This window comes from Acinetobacter sp. 12966 (genome assembly GCF_031196995.1).
Taxonomy (GTDB): Bacteria; Pseudomonadota; Gammaproteobacteria; order Pseudomonadales; family Moraxellaceae; genus Acinetobacter; species Acinetobacter geminorum.
This window is the reverse complement of record NZ_JAVIMC010000071.1, coordinates 252,972-277,919: the sequence shown is the minus strand read 5'-3', so window position 1 is coordinate 277,919 and position 24,948 is coordinate 252,972. Positions and strand designations below refer to the sequence as shown.

The 24,948-nt window shown below is 38.9% G+C and carries 26 protein-coding genes; 17 read left to right on the top strand and 9 right to left on the bottom strand.

Annotation, left to right across the window (positions count from 1 at the left end):
• Positions 1-45 precede the first annotated feature (45 nt).
• On the top strand, positions 46-537 hold the full coding sequence (locus tag RFW85_RS12190) for a hypothetical protein (RefSeq protein WP_001010125.1): 492 nt from the start codon (positions 46-48) through the stop codon (positions 535-537).
• 50 nt (positions 538-587) lie between these two features.
• Here the strand turns inward: RFW85_RS12190 and RFW85_RS12185 are convergent, their stop codons facing one another.
• The 5 genes from RFW85_RS12185 to RFW85_RS12165 all read right to left on the bottom strand — a co-directional run bounded on the left by RFW85_RS12185 (position 588) and on the right by RFW85_RS12165 (position 6,197).
• The gene (locus RFW85_RS12185) at positions 588-1,697 is read right to left on the bottom strand and encodes an ImmA/IrrE family metallo-endopeptidase (protein ID WP_170247545.1); all 1,110 of its coding nucleotides are present in this window, start codon (positions 1,695-1,697) and stop codon (positions 588-590) included.
• 39 nt (positions 1,698-1,736) lie between these two features.
• A complete protein-coding gene (locus RFW85_RS12180; RefSeq protein WP_098713105.1) occupies positions 1,737-2,438 on the bottom strand; it encodes a hypothetical protein in 702 nt (233 codons plus the stop codon).
• A gap of 153 nt (positions 2,439-2,591) precedes the next feature.
• A complete protein-coding gene (gene fadA / locus RFW85_RS12175) occupies positions 2,592-3,764 on the bottom strand; it encodes an acetyl-CoA C-acyltransferase FadA (protein WP_170247546.1) in 1,173 nt (390 codons plus the stop codon).
• 12 nt (positions 3,765-3,776) lie between these two features.
• A complete protein-coding gene (gene fadB / locus RFW85_RS12170; protein ID WP_170247547.1) occupies positions 3,777-5,930 on the bottom strand; it encodes a fatty acid oxidation complex subunit alpha FadB in 2,154 nt (717 codons plus the stop codon).
• Between the two features lie 150 nt (positions 5,931-6,080).
• Complete coding sequence (locus tag RFW85_RS12165) at positions 6,081-6,197, bottom strand: hypothetical protein (RefSeq protein WP_170247548.1); 117 nt, start codon at positions 6,195-6,197, stop codon at positions 6,081-6,083.
• A 306-nt stretch (positions 6,198-6,503) separates the two neighbouring features.
• Here RFW85_RS12165 and lpxO point away from each other — a divergent pair, with 306 nt between their 5' ends.
• The 9 genes from lpxO to RFW85_RS12115 all read left to right on the top strand — a co-directional run bounded on the left by lpxO (position 6,504) and on the right by RFW85_RS12115 (position 14,656).
• Positions 6,504-7,418, top strand: a complete 915-nt coding sequence (lpxO, locus tag RFW85_RS12160) for a lipid A hydroxylase LpxO (RefSeq protein WP_170247549.1) — start codon at positions 6,504-6,506, stop codon at positions 7,416-7,418.
• Between the two features lie 85 nt (positions 7,419-7,503).
• Positions 7,504-7,629 carry a hypothetical protein gene (locus tag RFW85_RS12155; protein ID WP_014208213.1) on the top strand — a complete coding sequence of 42 codons (126 nt, stop codon included), beginning with the start codon at positions 7,504-7,506 and terminating at the stop codon, positions 7,627-7,629.
• The gene (locus RFW85_RS12150; RefSeq protein WP_170247550.1) at positions 7,626-8,669 is read left to right on the top strand and encodes a DUF1311 domain-containing protein; all 1,044 of its coding nucleotides are present in this window, start codon (positions 7,626-7,628) and stop codon (positions 8,667-8,669) included. Before RFW85_RS12155 ends, RFW85_RS12150 begins: the two co-directional genes overlap by 4 nt.
• A gap of 308 nt (positions 8,670-8,977) precedes the next feature.
• The gene (locus RFW85_RS12145) at positions 8,978-9,508 is read left to right on the top strand and encodes a CHAP domain-containing protein (protein WP_170247551.1); all 531 of its coding nucleotides are present in this window, start codon (positions 8,978-8,980) and stop codon (positions 9,506-9,508) included.
• Between the two features lie 133 nt (positions 9,509-9,641).
• Complete coding sequence (gene uvrC / locus RFW85_RS12140; RefSeq protein ID WP_130119374.1) at positions 9,642-11,441, top strand: excinuclease ABC subunit UvrC; 1,800 nt, start codon at positions 9,642-9,644, stop codon at positions 11,439-11,441.
• A 121-nt stretch (positions 11,442-11,562) separates the two neighbouring features.
• Positions 11,563-12,357, top strand: coding sequence for a thioesterase family protein (locus RFW85_RS12135; protein ID WP_309171566.1), 795 nt, complete (start codon positions 11,563-11,565; stop codon positions 12,355-12,357).
• A 118-nt stretch (positions 12,358-12,475) separates the two neighbouring features.
• Complete coding sequence (gene pgsA, locus RFW85_RS12130) at positions 12,476-13,063, top strand: CDP-diacylglycerol--glycerol-3-phosphate 3-phosphatidyltransferase (protein WP_002114808.1); 588 nt, start codon at positions 12,476-12,478, stop codon at positions 13,061-13,063.
• Positions 13,064-13,193: 130 nt separating this feature from the next.
• Positions 13,194-14,048 (top strand): methylated-DNA--[protein]-cysteine S-methyltransferase, encoded by an 855-nt coding sequence (locus tag RFW85_RS12120; protein ID WP_170247553.1) that lies wholly within the window; start codon positions 13,194-13,196, stop codon positions 14,046-14,048.
• Positions 14,045-14,656 carry an alpha-ketoglutarate-dependent dioxygenase AlkB gene (locus RFW85_RS12115; RefSeq protein ID WP_032005693.1) on the top strand — a complete coding sequence of 204 codons (612 nt, stop codon included), beginning with the start codon at positions 14,045-14,047 and terminating at the stop codon, positions 14,654-14,656. The genes RFW85_RS12120 and RFW85_RS12115 overlap by 4 nt, the downstream gene beginning before the upstream one ends.
• 185 nt (positions 14,657-14,841) lie before the next feature.
• On the opposite strand, the gene RFW85_RS12110 is transcribed toward RFW85_RS12115, so the two are convergent.
• The gene (locus RFW85_RS12110) at positions 14,842-15,615 is read right to left on the bottom strand and encodes an IclR family transcriptional regulator (protein ID WP_016142387.1); all 774 of its coding nucleotides are present in this window, start codon (positions 15,613-15,615) and stop codon (positions 14,842-14,844) included.
• A 367-nt stretch (positions 15,616-15,982) separates the two neighbouring features.
• Between RFW85_RS12110 and RFW85_RS12105 the strand changes: the two genes are divergently transcribed.
• The 4 genes from RFW85_RS12105 to RFW85_RS12090 are packed head-to-tail and all read left to right on the top strand — an operon-like array spanning position 15,983 to position 19,444.
• The gene (locus RFW85_RS12105) at positions 15,983-16,114 is read left to right on the top strand and encodes a hypothetical protein (RefSeq protein WP_002115031.1); all 132 of its coding nucleotides are present in this window, start codon (positions 15,983-15,985) and stop codon (positions 16,112-16,114) included.
• Entirely contained in the window at positions 16,105-18,204 is a 2,100-nt protein-coding gene (locus tag RFW85_RS12100) for an FUSC family protein (protein ID WP_170247554.1), read from the top strand. Before RFW85_RS12105 ends, RFW85_RS12100 begins: the two co-directional genes overlap by 10 nt.
• A complete protein-coding gene (locus tag RFW85_RS12095; protein WP_002115096.1) occupies positions 18,197-18,403 on the top strand; it encodes a DUF1656 domain-containing protein in 207 nt (68 codons plus the stop codon). The genes RFW85_RS12100 and RFW85_RS12095 overlap by 8 nt, the downstream gene beginning before the upstream one ends.
• A gap of 39 nt (positions 18,404-18,442) precedes the next feature.
• A complete protein-coding gene (locus tag RFW85_RS12090) occupies positions 18,443-19,444 on the top strand; it encodes an HlyD family secretion protein (RefSeq protein WP_170247555.1) in 1,002 nt (333 codons plus the stop codon).
• Between the two features lie 31 nt (positions 19,445-19,475).
• Here RFW85_RS12090 and ruvX read toward each other — a convergent pair whose 3' ends face one another.
• The 3 genes from ruvX to recN all read right to left on the bottom strand — a co-directional run bounded on the left by ruvX (position 19,476) and on the right by recN (position 22,261).
• Complete coding sequence (ruvX, locus tag RFW85_RS12085) at positions 19,476-19,916, bottom strand: Holliday junction resolvase RuvX (RefSeq protein WP_002115066.1); 441 nt, start codon at positions 19,914-19,916, stop codon at positions 19,476-19,478.
• Entirely contained in the window at positions 19,916-20,470 is a 555-nt protein-coding gene (locus RFW85_RS12080) for a YqgE/AlgH family protein (protein ID WP_002114753.1), read from the bottom strand. Before RFW85_RS12080 ends, ruvX begins: the two co-directional genes overlap by 1 nt.
• Positions 20,471-20,593: 123 nt before the next feature.
• Positions 20,594-22,261, bottom strand: a complete 1,668-nt coding sequence (gene recN / locus RFW85_RS12075) for a DNA repair protein RecN (protein ID WP_309171564.1) — start codon at positions 22,259-22,261, stop codon at positions 20,594-20,596.
• Between the two features lie 114 nt (positions 22,262-22,375).
• Here recN and RFW85_RS12070 point away from each other — a divergent pair, with 114 nt between their 5' ends.
• The 3 genes from RFW85_RS12070 (at position 22,376) to rlmB (ending at position 24,940) form a co-directional block, all read left to right on the top strand.
• Positions 22,376-23,686 (top strand): tetratricopeptide repeat protein, encoded by a 1,311-nt coding sequence (locus RFW85_RS12070; protein ID WP_309171563.1) that lies wholly within the window; start codon positions 22,376-22,378, stop codon positions 23,684-23,686.
• A gap of 76 nt (positions 23,687-23,762) precedes the next feature.
• Entirely contained in the window at positions 23,763-24,089 is a 327-nt protein-coding gene (locus RFW85_RS12065) for a pyrimidine/purine nucleoside phosphorylase (protein ID WP_002115102.1), read from the top strand.
• Positions 24,090-24,190: 101 nt separating this feature from the next.
• On the top strand, positions 24,191-24,940 hold the full coding sequence (gene rlmB, locus RFW85_RS12060; RefSeq protein ID WP_016142380.1) for a 23S rRNA (guanosine(2251)-2'-O)-methyltransferase RlmB: 750 nt from the start codon (positions 24,191-24,193) through the stop codon (positions 24,938-24,940).
• The last annotated feature ends 8 nt before the right edge of the window (positions 24,941-24,948 follow it).

Genomic DNA, 24,948 nt, shown 5'->3' with positions numbered 1-24,948 from the left:
CATCATTTTGAGTTCGCGTAGGGTGACTGATCTTGGGAGCCAGTTATGAACTTTCTAAAACAATCAGCCTTTATTGCTGTATTTGCTTTTATGGGTTTACCAACTGTTCAAGCAGAAGAAGTGGCTACTTTACCAACAATTCGCGTTATGGCCGAATCTGAGCTACGTGAAGAAGTAGGCTTTGTCCCATTTCAAGAAGATAAAAAAGTGCGTCAGGCTCTACAACATCGTGAGTATAAAACTCATAACGATATACAGAATGCTTTAGTCCCTGAAGGCATGACTACAGTAGATTATCAGCCAGTCATGGCACAGCCAGACTTGTCTCAGCTTTCTCCATTTCTACAAGAGTATATTTTAGCTGTAGCGGGCGGGATTCAGTCTTCTGATCCAACCAATGGTCTTTTTGAAATGTTAAAGCCGCTGAACATTAACCGAAGTAATGTCGATGCTTATCGTGAAGGTACGATGAAAGTAAATTTAGATGATATTTTGAAATTACAGCAACAAATCCAAGATGGTTTAAAAGGCCGATAAAAAAAATCCCCGCACTAAGCGGGGACAGTAGTTTTATAGTTAATAAATATTTATTGAACAATAGTCAATTTTGGTCTTTTTGACTCTTTATAATCTGTAAATAAGGTGAGTGAACGAAAAGTTAGGTTATCAAAATCTTCCCAAGAGATACCTATTTCATTGAGCATTTCATTTATTGAAAAATTGCCTTTCGCATCTAAAAGTTTTAATAATTTTAGATACAGAATTGATTGATCGTGGTGAGTTGGTTGAGGCTCATTTTTGTGATAGCCCAATGAGTTAATTTTCATGCAATTACTTCTATAAACCCAATCTGTAATTAAATTAAGTTTATGGGATTTATAATTGATCGCTTGTAATGAAACACGCCAATAACTTTTATATTTTAGCATATTGCCAATACTCATTTCATTTGGCGCTAACTCACGGAAACTTTCATTAGGCATTAAAAAACAGGAAGCGAATCTATCAGCTTCACTTTCACGTTTTTTGTAATCAATATCGTCGGTTGGTGTTTGTGTATCATAAATATGCAAAAAAATATGTGCGAGTTCATGCGCAGCATCAAACCTCGATCGTTCTGCAGATTTAAAAGTATCTAATAATACGAATGGTTGTCCATCAAGTGAAATAGAAAGCGCATCTACCTCTCTAACATTTAATGGAAGAGAGAATACCTTTATACCCTTAAGTTCCATTAAAGAAATTATATTATTAATAGGTTGTACACCTAGTCCCCATTCACTTCTTATACGTAAAGCAGTAATTTCAGGGGAGTCATCACTATCAGGATCAAGATTATAATCATCCAATATATTAAAGACAGGAAGATTCTTAATATTTCTTGAAAAATAAGAACTAATCGATTCTGCTAAAGAAATATATTCGGCGATAGAATTCGAATAAGATGCTTTGATCCTAGCTCTTGCTCTAAAATTGACTTCAGACATTCCAAACGGTGTAGAGTTCTTTTCGTAAAAAAAAGACAAAGGGACATTAAAAATCTGAGATAATTTTTTCCAAAAGTCATAGGGTACACTTCTCTCTCCACTCAAGTATTTTTTAAAAGTGGCTAAGGGAATATCAAGAGCTTCAGCTGTTCTCGAATGACTAAAACCGCGCAAATTTTGCGCGGCTTTGATACGATCAAGTTGGTACATACAAATTCTCATTAAAGCAAATTATTTAACTCTTTGAAGTTAAATAGCTTGTAAGTCTCCGAAGTCATCTTCGGTAATAGGATTGTTCTCATCCGGAATTGGTGCTTCATATGCCTCTGGAGCATTTGGAGATTCAGTCATAATTAATCTTAATGTATGATTAATAGGGTAGCACTTAGTTTTTTCATCCTCAGCAGACACCTTATAAACACCAGTAGCATATGCAATTTCAAATGGTAAGAAACTACTATTTTCAGAATCGATTAGGTTACTTGGTTGATAGTAAACAATAAAAGTTCTGAAAAATTTTTCATCCGCATAATGAGATTTATTTGATAATAATTTTAACTCAGTTGCATGACCTTTATGGCATTTTGAGGTAATTACATTTAACTCGTTTCCAAATGCTTCATCATTCGGAGACATAAATATAAGTTGTAAATTTTTCTCAGAATTAACAAGACAGGGTTGACCGTTCTTACGAATTAAAGACCATCCGAATGGTTCTAGGATCGTATCTGCATGTTCACAGATATCACCCCATCGTCCCATAGCACGACCTGGGTTCTTTTTCTTACGAATTGCGTATCCGTTATTAGATAACCGAAAAGCGAGCTGTAGTTCATCCGTAATATCAAGCCCAAGCTCAATAAGTTTGTTGTTAGCATCAGTTCCTTGTAAGATTTCACAAGGAATTTGATTTAACTCATTCCAATTCATGCTATGAAGCGTATGCTGCATAAGTTTACTCTAAGAAAAATTTGTATACTAAATATAGCATCTAATGATGACAAAAAAAGGATACAAATTAAATATGTTACCTATTAGTTTGTATCTAAATATTTCTTAAAAAAATCCCCGCACATAGCGGGGATTTTTTTATCTTGGTGTTAATTAAACACGTTCGATAATCGTTGCAATACCTTGACCAAGGCCGATACACATGGTCGCAAGACCAATTTGAGTATCTTGTTGTTCCATTACGTTTAACAAAGTCGTTGTGATACGCGCACCAGAACAACCTAGTGGGTGACCCAAAGCAATCGCACCACCATTTAAGTTAATGATGTCTTGTTTGTCATAAATACCTAAGCCTTTCATTACTGATAAGCCTTGAGCAGCAAATGCTTCGTTTAACTCGATAGTTTGAATATCAGCCATCGTTAAACCAGCACGTTTAAGTGCTTTTTGAGTTGCTGGAACTGGACCGTAACCCATGATTGCTGCGTCACAACCTGCAACTGCCATAGAGCGAATTACAGCGCGTGGTTTTAAACCTAAAGCTTGTGCGCGTTCAGCAGACATAAGTAACATTGCAGAAGCACCGTCAGATAAAGCTGAAGATGTGGCCGCAGTTACAGTACCGCCTTTCGGGTCAAATACAGGACGTAATGCTTTGAACGCTTCAAGGTTTGCATCTGGACGAATTACTTCGTCGATATCGCAAAGGATTTTAAAGCCATTTGCATCGTGGCCTTCAACACCAACGATTTCGTTTTTGAAACGACCTTCTTGAGTTGCAGCCCAAGCACGGCGGTGAGATTCAACACCAAAAGCGTCTTGCTCTTCACGGCTAATACCATTCATGCGACCTAACATTTCAGCAGTTAAGCCCATCATGTTAGATGCTTTTGCATAGTGTTTAGATGCTTCTGGGTTTAAGTCGATGCCGTGCATCATACCTACGTGGCCCATGTGCTCTACACCACCAATAATGAAGATATCACCTTGGTTTGTTGCAATCTGTGCAGCAGCAGTATGAAGCGCTTGCATAGAAGAACCACAAAGACGGTTTACTGTTTGACCAGCAACAGTTTTTGGTAAGTCAGCCAATAGGCCGATGTTACGACCAATATTCATACCTTGTTCTAGAGTCTGGTTTACACAACCCCAGATCAGGTCTTCAACTTCGTTTACATCAAACTGGTTACGAGCAACGAGTGCACGAACCAATTCAGCAGATAAGCTGTCAGCACGTACATTACGGAACATACCGTTTTTGGTTTTACCCATTGCAGAACGTACGCCATCAACGATGACAACGTCACGTGGATTTAAAGTAGCCATTCACGTTGCTCCTTAACCGTAGAATTTTTTGTTGTTAGCAGCCATGTCACGCAACATTTGTGGCGCTTCATAAGCCTTACCTAAGTGCGCATATTTGTTGCAAAGCGCAACGTATTCAGCAACACCTGTTTGGTCGATATAACGACATGGACCACCACGGAATGGAGGGAAACCTACACCCATAATCATTGCCATATCAGCTTCAGCTGCAGTTGCAACGATGTTGTCTTCTAAGCAACGAACTGTTTCGTTACAGAAAGCAAGCATCATGCGGTCAATGATTTCTTGGTTATCAAACTCGCGTTTTTCACCAGTAACGAAAGGAGCAATGATTTCATATGCTGTTGGATCAACAGTTTTTGCTTTTTTGCCTTTCTTATCGAGTTCGTATTTGTAGAAACCAACGTCATTCTTTTGACCAAGACGTTTAGCTTCGTACATTGCTTGGATTGAACCTTTGTAGTCTGGCTTCATACGGTCTGGGAAACCTTCAGCCATGACTTCTGCACCATGTACACCTGTGTCGATACCTACAACGTCGATGAGGTAAGCAGGGCCCATTGGCCAGCCAAATTTCGACATTACATTGTCAACTTGCTGGAAGTCTGCGCCGTCTTTTACAAGAAGGTCGAACGCACCGAAGTAAGGGAACAATACACGGTTAACCAAGAACCCTGGGCAGTCGTTTACAACGATTGGTGTTTTACCCATTTTTTGAGCAAGAACAACAGTAGTTGCAATCGCTTCTTCAGAAGTCTTTTCACCACGAATGACTTCTACAAGCGGCATCATGTGAACTGGGTTGAAGAAGTGCATACCAACGAAGTTTTCAGGACGTTGTAATGCTTTTGCTAAACGCGTGATTGAAATCGTAGAAGTATTAGAAGCAATAATCGTATTTTCACGAACATTCTTTTCAGTGTCTGCAAGAACGATTTCTTTTACTTTTGGATTTTCTGTAACTGCTTCGATCACGATATCAACTTCTTTAAACTCATCGTAGCTTAAAGTAGGACGGATACGTGCAAGCGTTTCACCCATTTGCGCAGGTTTCATTTTCTTGCGTTCAACTTGTTTAGTTAACAAGCTGTTTGCTTCTTTCATACCTAGAGCAAGTTGTGGATTACCAATATCTTTCATGATAATTGGTGTGCCTTTACTTGCTGCTTGGTAAGCAATACCACCACCCATGATACCAGCGCCAAGTACAGCTGCTTGGTTTACTGGGTGCGCACCTTTTTCATATTTTTTAGCAGTTTTCTTAACAACTTGATCATTGAGGAATAAACCAATCAATGCACCAGCTTGTGGTGTAATCGCAGCTTTTGCAAAGCCTTCAGCTTCAGCTTTTAATGCTTCGTCACGCGCAAGGCTTGCACCTGCTTGTAATGAATCGAGTAATAATTTTGGAGCAGGGTATTGAGCAGGATTTGCTTTAGCAAGCACTGCACCTTTTGCAGTATTGAACGCCATCATTTGTTCAAGCGGGTTCAATTTTACAGCTTCAAGCTTTTCTTGACGTTTTGCTTTCCAGTTTAAACGACCAGAAATTGCTTGCTTAACCAAGTCAGTTGCAGCTTCAAGTAATTTATCAGCAGCTACAACTGCATCTACAGCGCCATCTTTTAAAGCAGCAGCAGGTTTTTTAGGAGCAGCCATCGCCATCCATTCAACCGCGTTGTCGATACCGATCAGACGGCTTAAACGTACGCTACCACCGAAACCTGGGTAGATACCAAGTTTAATTTCCGGTAAGCCCACTTGTGCAGCTTCTGACATCACACGGTAGTCACAAACTAAACACATTTCAAAACCGCCACCTAACGCCATACCGTTAATAGCAACTACTTTTGGAATCTCTAAATCTTCAAAGCTATTGAAGATTTCGTGAACAGGCATAAGCCAGTCAACAATCGCTTTTTCGCCTTGTGCGAAGTTTTCACCAAATTCGGTAATGTCTGCCCCAACAATAAATGTCGATTTGCCTGAGGTAACAACTAAGCCTTTAATATCATTATTTGCTTTTACCGCAGCAATAGCAGCTTGGAAATCTTCAATTGTTGCACGGTTAAATTTATTGACCGACTCACCTTGTAAGTCAAAGCGGAATTCTGCAATTCCGTCCGAAAGCATTTGGACGGTAATGGCATTGCCAGCGTGGATCATGCCTGATCTCCTTAGTTTTGGAGGACTTCTAAGTTGATGTTATGAAGCGTGTGCACATCTTAGGTACACATTTATGCTTCGCTAATCTTACGATAACTATATCTAAAAAAAACCTGACAAGTTGTATCAAGCAGTGACGCAAGGGTCATCTTATTTATTATTCAATTCATCTATATGAAATGCATAAAAGAAATTATAAAGATAGCTAATAACGAAAGACATTTGTTTTAACTTAATTTTTTCTTTATAAAGCATTGGAATTATCAATTTTTTATATAAAAACGAATAAGTTTTAAAAGTTATTTTTTTGTCAAAAATGTCAATTGTTAGAAGGATAGTCTGTAAATAACAGTAATAATAGTAATAAATTTTAACTTCCTTAAATTTATGGAAAAATACACTATATTTAAAATTTTTATTACAACAGCGCTGTCTATTATTTGACTTAATTTTTTTACATTCGCTTTTTCTAAGTCAATTTTGTTAAAATTTGCGCCAATTAAATAAACTTCCGGTTTCTCTCTCCTTAAATATAAGGTGAAGTTGCCCCTAATCTTTTGAAAGAGTAGCAATATGATTAAGTGGATCATATTAGCGATTTTTGTGATATCAGCATTGTATATCCAACATCGCGGCAAAGTGCGTCACTCGTTTTATCGTCAATTTTTTGACCATTCAACCTTGCTCGCACCGATTAACTTTTTAATGTACATCTTTTCAAAGGTGCCGAATCAGCCTTATATCGACACACAGCATTTTAAAGATTTAAAAGTGCTGGATGAAAATTGGGAAATGATTCGTGATGAAGCGAAGGCGTTATATGACCAAGGTGGGATTAAAGCTTCAAGTACCTATAACGACTTAGGTTTTAACTCATTCTTTAAAACAGGTTGGAAGCGTTTTTACCTTAAATGGTATGAATCGAGTCATCCATCTGCTGCTGAACTTTGTCCAAAAACCACAGCACTTCTTAAAACATTGCCGACAATTAAAGCAGCCATGTTTACCGAGCTTGCACCTGATAGTCGTTTAGTAAGACACCGTGATCCGTATGCAGGTTCATTGCGTTATCACTTAGGTCTAATTACACCAAATGATGACCGTTGTTTTATTGATGTCGATGGCGAAAGATATTCTTGGCGTGATGGTCAAAGTGTCGTGTTTGATGAAACTTATATTCACTATGCTGAAAATAAGACTGATCAAAACCGTATTATTTTCTTTGCAGACGTTGAACGTCCAATGAAAGTAAAATGGATGGAGCGTTTCAACCATTGGTTTGGTCGCAATGTGATGACTGCGGCAAGTTCACCGAATGAAACGGGGGATAAAACGGGTGGTTTAAATAAAGTATTTGGCTATGTGTACCAAATTCGTATTAAAGCCAAAGCATTAAAAGCGAAAAAGCGTAAGTTATATTATTTCTTGAAATGGTTCCTTATGCTTGGGATTTTTTTCCTGATTTTTGTTCGACCATATGTATTTTAATTAAAGCGCCCGAAAGGGCGTTTTTTTATTTTGATTATTTAAATAATTTGCATTTATTTTATGCATTTAAAAAAAGATTATTGGCATGAATAGTACTTTATTTAAAATTTTAGGTGAATTTTATATTAATTATTGGGATGATAATACAACTGGTAAATATATACCTTTCTTGTACTTAATAAATTTAAAAATTTGCGTGGAATATAAATGAATACGGTGATGAAACAAGCTTTAGTAATAACTACATTCAGTGCAGCAGTAATATCGACTGGATGCGGTAAATCTAAGCCAGAGCCAAAATCAAAAACAGAAAAAGTTGAGGTAGTTTCGGATTGGAGTTGTACACACCCTGAGAATTTAAATCAGATTCAAACTTCTTTGAAAAAAGAATATTTGAAGCAAATTGAGCGTAGCTTAAGACAAAGTCAATATCAGGTTGATGCAGATATTCTTAATAAAATTAATCAAGGTTTGAAGTTTGAAATTAAAAATATCCGCACTTTACCATTAGAAGACGAAAGCCAAAAAAATACACAATTAAGTTGTGAAAGCCAATTGGTCATTACACTGCCGAAAGGTTTACAAAAACGTGCGGAAAAAGCATATATTGAAGAGCTGCGTCATTCTGATAAAGAATCGGATACGCTCAATGACTATTTTTCAGATAATGAATCATCTTTGACTCTTGAAAATGACCAATTGAAAGGTGGCTTTTTCTATAACATCACAAAAACAGATAAAGAGGGTTTGGTGTTTGACTTGTCAACTCAAAATAGTGTGATTGAAGGATTGGTTTTTGTTGCCACTAAAGCTGTGCAATATGCAGCCTATGTTAAAGAAAATGAGTTGATTGAAGAAAATATTGAAGAAAATCAGCAATTATCTGAACAAAATAATGAAGAGCAAACAGCTTTGGCTCAGGAAGCCATGGATGTTCGTAAAAAAGAATTGGATAGTGACAAAGCGAAGCAAGTTGAACGCTTAAATCAGACTTGGGACAAATTGAGTGCTGAGAAAAAAACTCAATTTAAACAAGATCAATCAGATTGGTTTAAAAAACGTGATGTTGAATGTAAGGTACTGGCACAAAAGACTGTAGATGAAATTCCTGAAAAAGACTTAGAAACTTACCAAAAGCAATCCGATTATTGGACTGCTGACATGCGTAAGCAAAACCAAGAGATGCAATATACACAGTGCTTTACTCAAAAAACGATAGAGCGAACGGTTTATTTAAATAATTTAAATTAATCCTAAAACTCTTTATAAATGCTTGGTCAGTCGTATTGAAAGGAATGCGATTGACCAATTACGGGTAAATACTCTACTTTTGCAAGTAGGGGCTTAAGCTCAGTAATTGAATTTCATTTGTAATGTATATTTATACAAATATTAAAGCGCCCGAAAGGGCCTTTTTTATGGCATAAAGCATCCAATAACTTTTGTGATCTATTTCACGGTGCTGGCAATTTGTTACAACTATTAAAAGCCAATAGCCAATTTTGATTCTACAATGGCGCGGTTTTTTCGAAGACTGGTCAGCGGAAGTAGGTTTTAAAATGGCTCATGCTCATCACGCAGCTCATGCACATGTTCATCATATCGAAGAGAGAAAAGAAGACAGTTCTCAAGGCGATTTAAAAACAAAAGTGATGTTAAGACAAGCCGCTTCGACGACTGAAAAATCTAAACGATCTAGAACTAAAAATCATAAAACTAAAGACCAAAATATTAATTTGCATAAGTTCTCCAGTAAGCTCGAAAGTATCTCTGCCAACCATAGTAAAGAGAAATGCGCCAAAAATATTCGCATTGCTCTACAAGCGGCTGGAGCAGATGTGTCAAAGCATCCTGTAGCTGCTTCTGATTGGGGGCAAACGCTAGAAAAGAATGGTTATAAGAAAATTAAACCTGCTTTTAACCGTCCACAAGAAGGTGACATTTACATTATTGAGCGAACAAGTGGTCACACTTATGGTCATATTGCAGGTTATACAGGCAATGGTTGGTTCTCGGATTTCCGTCAAAAAAGCTATGCGGTGTATAAAGAAAAAGATGTTAAATATAGTTACTACCGTCTAGATTCTTAAGCGAGTACGACACAATCTGTCGGATCATATCTAAATCTATTTCCAAATTTATGTTCTGGCACAGTAAAGCACTTGAAAAGTAGGGGTGAAAACATCACATTAGGTATTCAGTATTAAGCCATGCATGCCAATAGTGAATCAAAACGCTCGTCCTCATATTGAAAAAATTTTAGCCAACATGACCCAGCTTCCAGGTGTTTATAAAATGCTAGGTAAGGAGGGTGAATTGTTATATGTCGGCAAAGCAAAAAATCTAAAAAATCGGGTGTCGAGTTATTTTGTTAAAACGATTGAGCATCCTAAAACACAAGCTTTAGTTGCGCGAATTTATGATATTGAAACTTTGGTTACTCGTTCAGAAACTGAAGCTTTACTCTTAGAACAAAACTTAATTAAGCAACACCGCCCGCCTTATAACATTATGCTGCGGGACGATAAGTCTTATGTCTATATTTTTGTTTCGGCTGATAAGCCTTATCCTCGACTTGCCAGTGGGCGTGGTAAAGGTAAGCACCAAATTGGTAAGTTTTTTGGCCCGTACCCAAGTGCCTATAGTGCACGTGATACATTACTGGTTTTGCAAAAACTTTTTAATGTGCGTCAGTGCGAAAATAGTTATTTTTCACAGCGCAAGCGTCCATGTTTGCAATATCAAATCAAGCGATGTTCAGCCCCTTGTGTAGGTCTGATTTCACCCGAAGATTATAAAGAAGACGTTAATAATAGTATTCGCTTTTTGCAAGGTGATACCAAAGAGCTTAATCAAGAGCTTATTGCCAAAATGGAACAAGCAGCGGCTGAGCTTGAATTTGAAAAAGCTGTTTTTTACCGTGATCGATTGTCTTTACTGCGTGAAGTTCAAGCGCAACAAGCCGTGTTTAAAGTCAAAGGCGAAGCGGATATTCTGGCAATTGCATATCAGGCAGGTGTGACATGCGTGCAAATTATGTATGTACGCAACGGGCGAATGCTGGGTGGAAAAAGTTATTTCCCAGACATGCTCGGTGATGATCTTGGGCAAATGCTCAGTGACTTTATGGCGAACTTTTACTTTCAGGTTGCAGATGAAGTACCCAATGAGCTTATTGTAAATATTGCTTTGCCTGATTGTAAAGAATTAGAAGAAGCGTTGGCACAGCAGTTTGGCAAAAAAGTTCAGATTAAGAATAATGTTCGAGAAACTCGTGCCGAGTGGCTGGAGCTAGCCGAAATGAACGTTCAACATGCCATTAAGGGGCAGTTGAGTAATCATTTAGAGCTTAATGAGCGTTTCCATCAGTTAGAGCAAGTAGTGGGAAGACCTGTCGATCGTATTGAGTGTTTTGATATTAGTCATACCATGGGGGAAGCCCCAATTGCCTCATGTGTTGTGTTTGATCAAGGGGGCGCTCGTAAGCGTGACTATCGCCAATTTGCGATTCAAGACATTACAGCAGGCGATGACTATGCTGCTATGCGTCAAGCCTTAACACGACGTTATAAAAAGGCCATATTGCCTGATTTGCTGTTGATTGATGGTGGTAAAGGCCAGCTCCATATGGCAATGGAAGTCATGCAAGAGCTTGGGCTGGACGCTTTTATGGTAGGTGTATCTAAAGGTGAAGGGCGTAAACCCGGACTTGAAACTCTGCATTTTACCGATGGCACAAAAATCCAGTTACCGGAAGACCATAAGGCATTGCATTTAATTCAGCAGGTGCGTGATGAGGCCCATCGTTTTGCGATTACCAAGCATCGTGCTAAACGTGACAAACGTCGAAGTACCTCAGTTTTAGAAGCAATTCCAGGGTTAGGGCCAAAGCGCCGTCGAGATTTATTAACCCATTTTGGTGGGATTCAAGGTGTTTTAAAAGCATCTGAAAAAGAGCTTACCCTTGTGCCTGGTTTTGGTGAAATGATGGCAAGAACGATTTATAAAATTCTGCATGAATAACGATAGGTTTCTATGCCGAGTGACCAAATAGTTGGCATATAAGTAGAAGAATGATCATTCACATTCCCTTTAAAATGATGAAAGATGTTTCATCAAGAGTCGGAGTGCTTTAGGGAAGTAAATGTCATTACTGCAATTGTTTGAAGAAATAAAGCAAAAGGAATCGATTGAAATACCCGAAGGGTGGTTACAAGGACGAACTGTTTTTGGTGGTCTTGTTGCTGGACTACTCATGCAAAAAGCTTGCTGCAATATTCAAGATCCAAATAAAAGATTATTAAGTTGTAGTGTTACTTTCGTGGGCCCTGTACAGCAGGGACCTGCCCAATTGACTATTGAAATTTTAAGAGAAGGAAAGTCGGTCACTACACTTGAAACACGTTTATGGCAAGATGGGGCGGTACAAACGATTTTGGTCGCAAGCTTTGGTGTGCCTCGTGCATCGAATATTGAAGTGCGACATGAGCCTATCGTTCCAGTTTATAGGCAACCTGAAGAGTTGCAACCTATTCCTTTTGCTAGACAAATGCCAGAATGCTATCAACATTTTGATGTGTGTTGGGCAGAAGGTAATTATCCTGTTACAGGAAGTCAGTATGCTGACTTTGGAGGATGGTCAAGGTTTAATCCCGATAAGCATGAAAATCGTCAAATGACTTTGCCAGATTTAATTGTTTTGATGGATATTTGGCCACCTGGTGTATTGCCAATGTTTAAGCAAGTTGCTCCTGCAAGCTCTTTAACTTGGCACATTACCTATGTACATCCGTTTCCACATCAATTGTGTGACTGGTTTAAATATAAAGTGGTAACTGAATATGCAGGTGAAGGTTATTCCACAGAATATGCCCATCTTTGGGACCAAAATGATCATTTAATTGCAATTTTACGGCAAACTGTTACGGTATTTACCTAAGCAGTCCACTTCCTCGATTCATATATTTCGTATAAAGTGGCTGTTACAGATAGATACAATATTGAAGAAAGTATTTTTGTCTGTTACAAGATGCATGAAGACTTAATTGGCGGTGTTTATGACCACAGGGCGAATCCTGAATATCCCAAATATCCTAACATTAGCGCGTATTGCGCTTATTCCTGTATTTTTGGTGATCGCATATTGGCCGCCTGCAATGGGTATTGGTGAGCATGAAGGAAGTATGAGTCGTCATATTATCTTGACGGCTATTTTTGTGTTTGCTGCTATTACCGATTGGTTTGATGGCTATTTGGCACGAACTTTAAACCAAACGTCAGCATTTGGCCGTTTTTTAGATCCAGTTGCAGATAAGCTCATGGTGGCGGCTGCACTTATTGTTTTAGTGCAGTGGAATCCAACCATTTCAATGGCTTTTGCAGCAATTGTGATTATTTCACGCGAAATTACAGTTTCTGCTTTGCGGGAATGGATGGCAGAACTTGGCGCACGAACTAGTGTGGCAGTATCGACTGTAGGTAAATATAAAACAGCCTTTCAGATGATTGCCATTAGTGTGTTCTTACTCAATTGGCAGCCTTTAGAAATGCTCGCATATGCTTTGTTATATACAGCAGTCATTTTAACTTTATGGTCAATGTTTATTTATCTTAAAGCAGCTTGGCCTTATTTAAAGCAACCTTAAGTGCTGCATATTGAATGATTAAGCCTTTCTACAATGAAAGGCTTTTTTTATTTTTAAAGAGTGCAAGAATCGGGTCGTCATAGGGCTTTGGCTACTTTAATGTAAGATATAAGTGCTAAGGAGGTGACACATGCAAATGCTTTCTTCTCGGCAATTTGCTGTAATTGCCACTGTGATTGAATATTTATATGAACATCTAGATCAGCAACCCAGTCTGGACGATGTTGCGAGTCATATGAATTTAAGCTCAAGCTATATTCAACGCCAGTTTCAGGAATGGGTAGGGATTAGCCCCAAAAAATTTGTGCAATATATGAGTTTGCAACAGGCCAAATATCATCTGTTGCAACAACGGAGTTTATTGGAAACTGCTTTAAATACGGGTTTATCTGGCACAGGACGTTTACACGATCTGTTTATTCAGCTTGAAGGGATGACGCCTGGTGAATATAAACAACAAGGCCAAGGCGTTATTCTTAATTATTCGGTTGAGACAAGCCCCTTTGGTGAGTTGTTGGTTGTCAGTAGTGAAAAAGGGATATGTTCTATTCGATTTATCGAAACTCACGAGAATATTGAACAACTAATTAAGCAGTCCTTTCCAAAGGCTCGATTAAAAAATCAGTCGCCGATTTGGCATCAACAAATTGCAAAGTGGTTTGAACAGGATTTTTCAGAACATTTACAGCAAAAACTTCCTCTTAATTTGGCTGGAACTCCATTTCAGCTACAAGTATGGGAGACCTTGCTCACCATTCCAGAAGGCCAATTGCGGACTTATCAAGATATTGCAGAGCAAATTGGGAAGCCTAAAGCAGTTAGAGCCGTTGCTACAGCAATTGGACAAAATCCGATTGCATATCTGATTCCCTGTCATCGAGTGATCCGTGCCACAGGGATGGTTGGAGAATATCATTGGCAAAAGGGGCGTAAATTGGCATTGTTAGCTTGGGAGATGTCAAAGCAACACGGAGAAACTGTATGACCTTGGATTTATTTTCTCCAGAGCCTTGTGAGAATTTATTACCCTACGATGGTGAAGTTCAGGACTATGGTTGTATTTTAAGCCCTGAAGAAGCTGAACAATATTTTCACTACCTTTACCGACACCTCGCATGGAAACATGATGAGGCTAAGTTGTATGGCAAGCACTTTATTACAGCCCGAAAAGTTGCATGGTATGGAGATGACTACTACCAATATAAATATTCGGGTGTCGCACGTGATTCTTTGCCTTGGGACAAAGCCCTGGCTAAATTAAAACAACAGGTAGAGCAAATACTTTCAGAAAAATTTAATTCTTGTTTGGCAAATCTTTATGAAGATGGAACCCAAGGAATGGCTTGGCACAGTGACTCGGATGTATCTTTGGCAAGAACGACAACAATCGCTTCTTTAAGCTTTGGTGCTACCCGTAAATTTTCTTTTAGGCATATTCAAAGTAAAGAAAAAGTTGAATTGTGGCTACAGCCAGGCCAACTCATTGTGATGCGTGGTGAGACTCAACAATATTGGCAACACCGTTTAAATCGCTCAACAAAGATTTTACAACCACGTATTAATCTTACTTTTCGGCAATTTAAGTTTTTATAAAAATAGGGCAAGAAAAAAGCCCATGATGGCAACATGAGCTTATTCCTCTGAGGGGGATGCTTCTACTGATGAGCTGCTGATGAAAAGAATCATCAATAGGAGATAAAATCATAATATGAGAATATTGTGAGATATTCAATGTTTTAAAGTGTAAGAAAAGTTTAAATTATCATAAGGTGGGGGTTTTAGATTTCCCCTTTTTCAGATAATTCCATAAAACGTTGTTCAATAAGTGCTGCATTTTCTTGCAAAATTTCGATGAGCTTTTCAACATTTAAAAAATCAAAACGATTTTTGGAGGCAACTAAGGTCAAAGCTAAAGGTACTTCTTTGGTTGAAAATCGGACAGGAACCGCTAGACCTGAAACATTTGGGTCAATCTCACCTTGTGAGAAATAGAACCCTTGTTTTTTAATTTTACGCATACGCTGAATAAAGCTTGGTTCATCTTCAGCAAAACCTGATTGTTTTAATTCTTGCTGGTAACGGTGGTAGTAGTCTTGCATGCGTTGTTTACTTAAATGCGAAACCATTGTTTTTGGAGATGATCCAACGTAAATCGGTCTTGGGCAGCCTCGGCCATATGAAAGTAGCTCAGTGTCTTTAAATATTTCATGATGTATGTCAATGCAATAGTCATCATTTAAATAGGTAAGCAAACAGCACAGTTCGGTACGTTCTACAATATTTCGCATAAACGGTGTGCTGATCTGAACTAATGGATCGGTTGTTCTGGATATATAGTCAAGAACAGCAATTTTTGAGCCTAAGGTATAATCGCCAGAGGTTCCATTAATACGCTTTAATAGATCAGCCGATACTAGTTCTTTGAGGTAACGGTAACTCGTTGGTTTGGACAAGCCAAGTTCTTCGCAAATAATATCGACATTAATGATTGGACGCGAAACTGAAAATAGATCCAGTACGGTTAAAATTTTGCCAAAACTTGAAATTGCCATAATGTCTTGTTCGTATCCTTTAACAACGAGTCATCTTTGAGTTTTTATAACAGAAAAAAAGAAGGTTTGTCTCAATTCTAAAATAAATGCCTGATTTGAGTATTTTACTCTGACAAAGAGAAAACTTCTCTTGGCTTATACATCATATACGATAATTAAAAAATATATCAAATTATCAAATAGAGATATTTTAGTTGACTAAATTGCTTTATTTTGAAAAAATTGCCAAACAAAATATCTAATTGAGAAATTGATCGGTTCCAGATTGATTTCTTGATACCTCTTCTTTCCAAAGCTTGGCCGTTTAAATGGCGCCCAAACTGAAAGCATCTCGGCCAATCAGGCGAGATGTGGAAAAATCATTGTATTGAAGGATGCTCCTCATATCATTTGCTTTGAGGCAAATGGCAAAGTTGTGTTGTCTTTAGAAAGACAATCAAATATTGAAGGGCATGCTCATCAGTTCAAATCTGTATTTGAGATGAGTTCATGTTATTAAAGCAAATACTGGCGTTCCGCCCGAGTAGGCTTGATCTGATCTTTGCCTTAAAAACATTTATTGCCGGAATGTTGGCACTATTTGTTTCATTTGAATTAGATCTGATTAACCCGATGTGGTCGATTGGTACAGTCCTGATTATTGCCAATCCATATTCAGGAATGGTGTCCTCTAAATGTGTCTATCGGGTGGTAGGGACAATTGGTGGAGCTGTGATTGCCTTAACTCTAACACCACATTTAATTAATACACCTTGGATATTTACCGTGGTGTTATCGTTGTGGGTGGGTTTTGCGCTTTATGTGTCGTTACTTGATCGTACTCCACGTAGTTATGCTTTTATGCTGGCGGGTTACTCGACAGCCATGATCGTCTTCAATGCGATTACCTATATTGATCAATACAATATATTCGATATTGCTTTAGCTCGGGTTATAGAAATTTCGATTGGCGTGATTTCAAGTGCAGTGGTTTCTGCCACGATTCTTCCAATGCATATTGGCTCAGCAATTAAACAGCGGGTGATAAAAGCCCTAAAAGATACAGAAAATCTGTTTGCTAATTTATTAAATACAGATTCGCAGCAGAACAATACCCAGCTTTTGGCTGCCATTACTCGCGACACCACAGATATTCATGCCTTGGCAGTACATTTGAGTTATGAAAAGGGTGAACTGCATGGCATGACCAAACCCTTGCAGGAAATGCTTCATCAAATCTCAATGGTGGTCGCTAATCTAGTCGCTTTATCTGAGCGTATCAAGCAGCTCCAAGAACTTAGATTTATCGAGACTCATGCAGAAAAACTGCAACAGCTTTCAGCTCATGTTGTACAGTTTTTAGAGCAAAAAGATCTGATTATTGATGAAAATATTTTGCAGTTGCCTGATGATTTTGAAAGTGATTTTGCAAGTTTGATGGAATCGGCTTCTACACATCAACAAGTTTTGGTTGCAGCTATGAAAATGGATGTGCGCCATTTCATTAGCAATGTGTTGGCCGTTAAAGTCTTGTGGCAGCGAATTCAGCAAGGTAATAAAGAAATTCCTGACAACATTACCCCAATGACGACCAAATATCCAAGTTTGCACCGTGACCATGGTGTGGCGATACGGGGCGGTATTAGTGCAGTTCTTATTACATTTATTGTGACTGGGGTCTGGATTGTTTCGGGATGGAAAGCTGGATTTATGATGGCACAAATGGGTGCAGTAACCGCCTGTATTTTAACGGCCTTAGATAACCCCGTTCCGGTTCTGCGTATTTTTATCTGGGGTAGTATTGCTTCAGCCGTTTTAGTTTTCATTTATGCGTTTGGTATTTTTCCACATGTCACAACTTTTTGGGAACTTGGACTGGTTTTATTACCGATGTTCTTATTCGCAGTGTCTATGATGGCTAACCAGATGCTAATGCCAGTAGGAATGGTTTTGGGTATTAATACCATGATGGGGCTAAACCTGCACAATGCTTATAGCATGGATGCGGTGTCTTATCTTGATAGTTCATTTGCCATGATCTTAGGTGTTTTAGTGTCTTTGATTGTCATTGATGTTGTTCGTGCCATGTCACCAGACACGAGTGCCAGCCGTATTTTAGCCTTGCATTACCGTGCCATGCGACAAGCGATCTACCTGCCATATGGTCTTGATTTTAAAGTTCATCTACGCAGTATGTTAGATCGGATTGGGATTCTGAACAGCAAAATGGTGCAATCGGATGAGATTAAAGCCTCAATTCAACAAGCACTAATTGAGTCGAGTAGTATTGTTGATTTAAGCCGATTACAAGAGTTGGCTAATCAGTTTCCTCAAACATCCGAACTCACTCAGCATATTGGTGATTTGCAACAAAATCTGGATGAGCTGTTTAGAGCTAAAGAAAATGACGGAAACGATACGACAGTTTTAGTAGAGAAAATCTACCGAGCATTATTTGAATTAAAACAGCTTGCTTCAAATGTTGAAGATATGACTATACGACAAAGACTACTCATTTCACTGAACAATATTGCTTATAGCATGTGCCATGTTTCATCAGAGCAAATGAATGAAAGCAGCACCCTAAGAGGAGCCACAGCAAATGGGTGAGTTTAATGTTTATGGTATTTATGTGCCTTCTTTGCTCGTTCAAGCACTCTTGGCATATATCTGTTTCCGTGGGTTAAGTCCTTTAACAAATAAGTTGATTGCACAAGGCTGGATTGCATTACCTAGTATTTTTAATTTGTGTTTTTACCTCTTATTACTTTTGGTAATACATCAAATTTTTGTTGGGGTCGGTGCGTAGAGATGTTTGCGAAATTAAAGATTGAGTTAGGTGAGTGAAATGAATCAGGTGGATTTGAAAAAAGTCATCCGTCCAGTGATTTTGATTGTCGCATTAATGGTAGCGGTCTATACCATTGTGCATTTATGGAATTACTATAATGCAGCGCCGTGGACGCGTGATGGTCGAGTTCGTGGTGACGTTATTCAAGTATCTTCGGATGTCGCGGGGCTTGTGACAGAAGTATTGGTTCAAGATAACCAGACTGTAAAAAAAGGTCAGGTGCTCTTTAAAATTGATGTTTCTCGCCGCGCTTTAGACGTAGAGCAAGCAAAATCTGATTTAGCAAAAGCAAATGCAGCCTTTGCACAAGCGCAAGCTGGTTTAGCACAAGCAAAAGCGAACCTGATTAAATCGGATACGAATATTAAGTTAGCCGAGAAAAACGCAAGCCGCTATTCAAACCTCATGGATGGCGCTATCTCTAAACAAGAACAAGATCAAGTTTTCGCAACACGTGATCAATCTCACGCTGAACATGAGCAACTCCAAGCTGCTATTCAACAAGCCGAAGCAACTGTTAAGCAACAACAGGCTCTGATTGAGGCGGCAACGAGCAACTTGCATTTGGCCGAGCTTAATATGCATCGTGCTGCGGTAATTGCTCCAGCTGATGGTACTTTATCTAACTTTGATATGCGCCCAGGTAACTATGTTCAAGTTGGTCAGGCTGTTGCGGCACTACTTGACCGTAAACAACTCTATGTTGTGGGCTATTTTGAAGAGACGAAGTTAAACCGTATTCATGTTGGAGATCAGGCCAGTGTACAGTTAATGGGTGATAGTCAGAAAATTAAAGGCCATGTACAGGGTATTGCATCGGGTATTGAAGATCGTGAACGCTCAAGCAGCTCTAATCTTCTTGCCAATGTAAACCCAACATTTAGCTGGGTTCGTTTAGCGCAGCGTGTGCCTGTGAAAATCGTATTAGATGAAACACCAAAAAACCAGCTTGCTTTTGTCTCTGGACGTACGGCAACTGTGCATATTATCGAGAAATAAAAAAGGAAGGCTTTAGCCTTCCTTTTTAATATTACGGGGTTAAACCGACCGGATTTCGATACCAACTCTGAATGAGTAAGGCGGCTGCAAAACTATCTGCAGAAAGTTTTTTTGCTCGACCTTGCTCTTGGTAGAAACCGAGTTCTTCTCGTGCTTCACGTGTAGTTAAACGCTCATCTACCATTAATGTTTCAATATTGGTTTGATGGCGTAAACGTCTCGCAAATTTGCGAGCACGTGTAGAAAGTTCTGACTCGCTATCATCCATATTCAAAGGCAAACCAACCAAAAATAGATCAGGTTGCCATTCTTTCACGATTTTTAAGAGTTGATCCCAGTTTGGAATTCCATCTTTCATCACAAATAGAGGGAGAGGATTGGCACTTTCAATTGAAGACTGACCAATTGCCATTCCCATTTTTTGAGTACCAAAGTCAAAAGCCATAATCGATTTTGATTGTGTTTCGGTCATTAAGCATGTCCGATTTCAGATGCTAACCAAGCACGATCTACACCGATTTTTTTATAGGCTGCATCCCAACGATCGTCATAAGGCAGGTTAAAAATCAGATCCATATCGGCATCACAAATGAGCCAGTCACCGCGCGTAATTTCATCTTCTAACTGGTTTTTACCCCAGCTCGCATAACCTAAAGCAATTTGATATCGACCAACACCTTCATTGTGGGCAATCGCATCAAGAATATCTTTACTGGTGGTAATACAAACATTTTCACCTACAGCAATAGATGAATGCCATGTCGGTTGTCCAGTATGAAGAACGAATCCAGCCTCGGGACGTAATGGCCCACCTTGTAAAACCACATGTGGATTTACATTATCTGCTTCAATGTCGAGATCATTGAGTAATTCTTTAATTTGAATGCCGGAAGGGCGGTTAATAATAATGCCTTGAGCACCTTCTTCATCATGACGGGCAAGATAAATTACAGTGTTTGCGAAAAAGTCATCTGCCATTTCTGGCGGGGCAATCAGACAACGGTGAGTCAGATATTGTTTGGTCACCTAAGCGGTTCTCCCTCAAAAAATGTCACTAGAGGGTCTCTCGACCCTTTTATCTATATAGGTTCTTTTTATCAACATACAAGAGTTAATCGGATTTCGCCAATCTTTTTCTCTCATTTTTTATTAATTTGAAGAAGCCTGAAATTTAAGTTGGCGTAATTGTTTTGCGTGTTGCAAGGTTGTTTCATTAATTTCAACACCGCCTGACATGCGAGCTAACTCTAAAATGATTTGATTTTCATCTAATTCAACAATTGTACTGCTTGCTGGATCAGTTTGTTGTTTCTTCACTAATAAATGCTGATCTGATTGTGCAGCAACTTGTGCTTGATGAGTAATACATAAAAGTTGAACATGTTGGGCTAAGTCGGCAAGTAAACGTCCCACAACTTCTGCTGTACCGCCACTAATCCCGACATCAATTTCATCAAACACTAACACTTCTGCTTCGGTTTTTTCAGCATTCATGACTTGCATGACAAGTGCAATACGTGAAAGTTCACCGCCTGAAGCGACGCGCGCTAATGGTTGTGGAGGAATACCCTTATTGGCAGTAAATAATAGCTGAATAAAACTCAAACCTTCAGCGGTAGGTTGCTCTAGTGGTTCAAACTTAAACTCAAAATGTGCCTCTGGTAGCGCTAAAGGTTTAACTTGTTCTGTTAATTGTTTAGCAAGTGGGGTAGCAGCTTCACGACGAATGTTGTCTAAATGCTGAGCTTTCTCTAAGAATTCCTCATGTGACTTTTCAACTTGCTCTGCCAATGTTTCTGGGTCTTCAAGTTGATGTAATTGCTCAAGCTCACTTTGCCAAGTTTCGTACTCTTCTTTAAGTGTTTCTGGTTGAGTACGGTATTTACGAGCAAGTCGATGGAAAACTTCAAGTTTAGAGTTAAGTTCTTCCATTCGTTCTGGATCAAAACTTTGACGATCAATAAATTGACGCAAGTTTGCTGTTGCATCATCTATTTCACTTTGAGCATTCAGTAAAGAATTATAAATCTCGGAAAGTTGTTCGCTACGGCCCGCGTGGGATTCTAATCTACGAATAATCGAAGACATTTCTTGAGTAATGTTTTGCTCAGCTTCATCTAAAACATTTAAGCTATAGCTACAATCTTGCATGATATGTTCATGATGACTGAGGCGATCGAACTCTTGCTCAATTTCTTTATAGTCAGTTTGAATGACCTCTTCGAGTTCTTCAATTTGATGCTCTAAAGTACCAATGCGTTGTAGACGCGTTGCTTGTGCATCTAGGGCCGCTTGGTGCAAACGAATGGTACGTTGCCATGTGCTATAAGCTTCACGTACATCATTCGCTTCAGCATAAAAATTGTTATAACGGTCTAACCAATGCTTTGGATAAGGCGGTTCAAGAAGTTGCTGTTGACTGTGCTGACTATAAAGTTGAACCAGCAAACGCCCTAATTCTTTAAGTTCAGATAAGCTGCTCGGACGTCCATTGACCCAAGCTTTACTACGTCCAGTTGCAAAAATAACACGACGTAAATGAATTTCCCCAGAATCATCATCTAGCTCGTGGTCTTGGAGCCATTTTGCTTCAGGACTATTATTTTGATAGGTAAAAACAGCGGTAATATCCGCTTTGTCCGAACCATAACGGACATAATTTGTATCTGTACGTTCCCCTAGGCAGGCAGAGAGTGCATCCAGTAATAATGATTTTCCGGCACCTGTTTCGCCTGTTAGAACATTAAATCCTTGTTCTATATCAATAGCCAAATGATCAGCTAATGCAAAATTAATTAAAGTTAAATGTGTGAGCATAAACGCATCCAACGCGCCAAATTATGGGTTAAAGATAGAGAAGTTTTGAATTTGCTACAAGTGATCTATTATTCTAACTGAAATTATAGAACAGCAAGATTGCGGATATTTACAATGAAAAAAACATTAAGCTTACCGAAACCACCAATAGGGATGATCAACCGCCATAAAAAAAATAATCCTGCGGAAATGAATAAAATTTTAAATCAGCATTTTAATGCATTTAAACAGGCAGCAGCACAAGGGGATTATGCCAAAGCTTATCAACATGTTAAACAAGCTGTTAATTTAGTTCCCAAGCATGCTGGTGCCTTATCAGATTTAGCTTATACCGAATTGCGCTTAGGCCGTTATAACGATGCCCATCAACATTATTTACAAGCGATTCAAGCAAGTGGAGCTAACGTAAATACAAATTTATATGATGGACTCACAGAAGTTTGTCATCATTTAAAGAAAAAAGAAGAAACAATCAAATTTGGACGCTTGGCAATTGCAACCAAAAAAGAACTAGCGAAGAGCGAACCTGTTTTGGCAATTCCAGATCATGCACCACCAACCTTTAGTGCAAATCCTGAAGAAAATATTATTGCTTTTTCTTTGTTTGGGGCAAACCCTCGTTATTGTGAAACCTCTATTTTAAATATTCAGTTAGCCAAACAAATTTATCCTGAATGGACGTGTCGCTTTTATGTCGATGATACGGTGCCAGTACTGGTGCAACAGCGTTTAAAAGAGAAGGGCGCGCAAGTTATTCAGGTTACAGATTCTCAAAAACAGCTATCTGGTCTGTTCTGGCGCTTTTTGGTAATGGATGATCCGACAATTAAGCGTTTTCTGATACGTGATGCCGACTCCATTGTCTCGCACCGCGAAAAAGCAGCTGTAGATGCGTGGCTCAAGAGTGATAAATGGTTTCACTTAATGCGTGATAATTATTCTCATACTGAGTTAATTTTGGCTGGAATGTGGGGCGGGTGTACAGGGATTTTTCATAATATTGAAGCACATATCAGGGATTATGTTGCCACCGGACGTTATCTGGATAATCGGGTGATGGATCAACATTATTTGCGTTACTGTATTTGGCCAACCTTAAAACAAAGTGTGCTTATACACGATAGTCAGCAATTTGATTCAGATGCTATCGATTTTCCAGCTTATGATCGGACGTTAATGCAAAACGACAGTGAAAATTTTCATGTAGGAATGAATGACGGTTCACCAATAATTGCTACAGCAGTTGCCCATCCAACTGCACAAAGAGTATGTTGGATACTTCTAGATGAAAATCAGGTCGAAGTTTGCAGATACGATGCAATTGTGTCGAGTAGTCGAAATATTGAGATCAACTTACCTTATGCTTTTGCCAAAAAAATTCAGGCACAGCAGTGGAAATTACAAGTCTATCCGTATGAAAACTGATTGATTAGTTATTTAGGCACAATTAAACTACATTCATCATAATTTATATAAATACGGCATTATCTGGAGAGTGTGCATGAGTTCAACCCAATTTGATCATGTAACGGTCATCAAAAAATCAAACGTTTATTTTGGTGGAGCATGTATCAGCCATACCGTGCAATTTGAAGATGGAACGAAGAAAACACTAGGTGTTATTTTGCCGACTGAGCAAGCTTTAACTTTTGAAACCCATGTTCCTGAGCGTATGGAAATTATTTCAGGTGAATGCCGCGTAACAATTGCGGACAGTAATGAAAGTGAGTTGTTCCGTGCAGGCCAATCATTTTATGTGCCTGGTAATAGTCTTTTTAAAATCGAAACTGATGAAGTGCTCGATTACGTGTGCCATTTAGAAGGCTAAGAAATTCCTATTCAAATCGGGTACACTATGCCCAAAGAAATCCTGTGAAGTTGGCTTTGCAGGATTTTTATTTTTTGCTCAAACGTTGTTAGAGGTCATGCATGGCAAAACCGGAATATTATTATGGCGTTCATTCAGTGGAGTCATTGTTAGAACTTGAGCCGGAACGTGTGCTAACCCTGTTTACTTTAAAAGGACGGGATGACCAGCGTTTGCAAAAGATTTTGCAATTGGCAGAGCCTTTTGGAATTAGTGTACAAAAAGCAAGCCGTGATAGTCTCGAAAAGCTTGCTGGTCTACCGTTTCATCAAGGTGTGGTTGCAGCAGTACGTCCGCATCCGACTTTAAATGAAAAAGATCTAGATCAGATCTTGGCTGAAACCCCAGATGCTTTATTGCTGGCATTAGATCAGGTGACAGACCCGCATAACTTAGGAGCCTGCATTCGTACCGCAGCTGCAATGGGTGTGCAAGCGGTGATTGTACCTCGTGATCGTTCGGCAAGTTTAACCCCAACAGCTCGTAAAGTTGCAGCGGGTGGAGCTGAGAAAGTTAAATTCATCCAAGTAACAAACTTGGCTCGTACATTAGCCCATCTCAAAGAGACGACTCATACACGTGTGATTGGCACTATGCTTGATGAAAGTGCAATGCCAATTCAAAAATGTGATTTCGCGGGTCCAGTCGTGATCGTAATGGGAGCAGAAGATACGGGTTTACGCCCAATTACACAGGCACAGTGTGATCATAAAGTTTATATTCCGATGTCTGGAAATTTACAAAGCCTAAATGTGAGTGTGGCAACGGGTATGGCACTTTATGAGGCTTGTCGTCAGCGTTCTGAGGTATAATCTAGCTG